Consider the following 1,389-nt stretch of genomic DNA (forward strand, 5'->3'; position numbering starts at 1 on the left):
TTTAGCTCTGGGGGTTGTCGGTGCCACATGCCGACAACGTGGTTTATGTTGATTTGACCGCCGGGTGGACGCTGATTCAGTTGGATTGGTAGCGGAAATGAAAACAGTTTCTCACCGTCGTGATCAGTAAAAAATTCCACATAGTCATCGGCTACGCTGCTGTAGATGGCTCGATTTTTGAAGCGCAGCCCGACGTAGAGGCCGTGTCCCATGACGCGTACCACCCCGCTTTTGTTGATCCACAGCTTGTCCGGGATAGGCCAGAGTGCATTTACACCGGTAGAGCTTGGCATTACGGTTGAGGAATCGGCATGGGGTGTATCTTGCTGGATCGCCTGAGTGTCGTTACTTGGTGCCCTGTCTGAAGCTGCAACTTCAGGCAGGGCATTATCTGTTGCGACCACTGTGTCGGCTGCTAAGGCATCTGCCTGGTTGTCGGGGTGAATCCGGTGATATTGTTTCGCGATTTTTGTCCATAAAAAATCTGGGTCAATCGGCTGCGTCGGTGGCTGGGCATGCGAGATAATCTCCCAGGCTTGGGCTGGGGTGATGTGCATCTTGCCCCTGAGAAGTCCTTGGTGGCGACGGCGTGTGTTGTAGAAGTTGCGGTAGTCGACAATCAGCTGTTGGACCTGCGCCAGCGTCGTCGGGGTACGAGCATCCAAAAACCTGGTCATGGTTTGGTGCGATCGCTCGTCTTTGCCTTGCGTCGTGGGAGCAAAGCCCGCACTTGATTGAACTCCCAGGCTGGCGAGCCAGCGTTCGGTTTGCGACAGTCGGCCGCGATGGTAGGTGGCAAAGGCATCACCGTTGTCAGAGAGGACTTCTTGGGGAAGTCCGTAAGCATCAATGGCTCCACTTAGCGTGATGCGGGCATCGGTGCCGTTTTCTGGAGTTCCAAAAGCTTGGGAGCCGACGTCGAAGCGGCTGGCATCGTCGACGACTTGGTAGATAGTCACTTGCGTGTGAGCCACATCGAAGAGTCTGTAGGCAAACGCATCGATCTGCCACAGTTCATTGACTTCGCCCCTGGCAAAGTGCCTGTAGGACTTACGCGGTCGTTTACGTGCATTGATGTCAGCGACGCCAGCCTCGTGCAACCATTGTGCGATTAAAGCTCGTGACGGTGGTTGGTCGTAGCCGAGTTCGTCGAGGAAGAAGTAGAAGATTGACCATGGGCCGCAGTCTTGGCCGCGGGCTTTTAACGTACCGCGAGCTTGCAGGACCTGTTGTCGAATCTTGTCATCGTAGACCCGTCGTGGGTTCAGCGGTGCCGTGCTGTCCGGCACGATGCCAGCCCGCCCGCGTTCGGCGATACGTGCTTTGATGTTGTAGTACGTCTGCTTCGATACGCCGATGTTCTTGCAGAACTGCTGGACCGTGATGCCC

Annotated in this window: 1 protein-coding gene; it reads right to left on the reverse strand. The window is 55.6% G+C overall.

Translation table 11 applies throughout. The features are described from left to right. A partial coding sequence (locus ABRP86_RS11485) for an integrase core domain-containing protein (protein ID WP_349864461.1) occupies positions 1-1,389 on the reverse strand: 1,389 nt, incomplete at both ends.

It is taken from the genome of Corynebacterium sp. KPL3927, from assembly GCF_040225835.1.
Taxonomy (GTDB): domain Bacteria; phylum Actinomycetota; class Actinomycetes; order Mycobacteriales; family Mycobacteriaceae; genus Corynebacterium.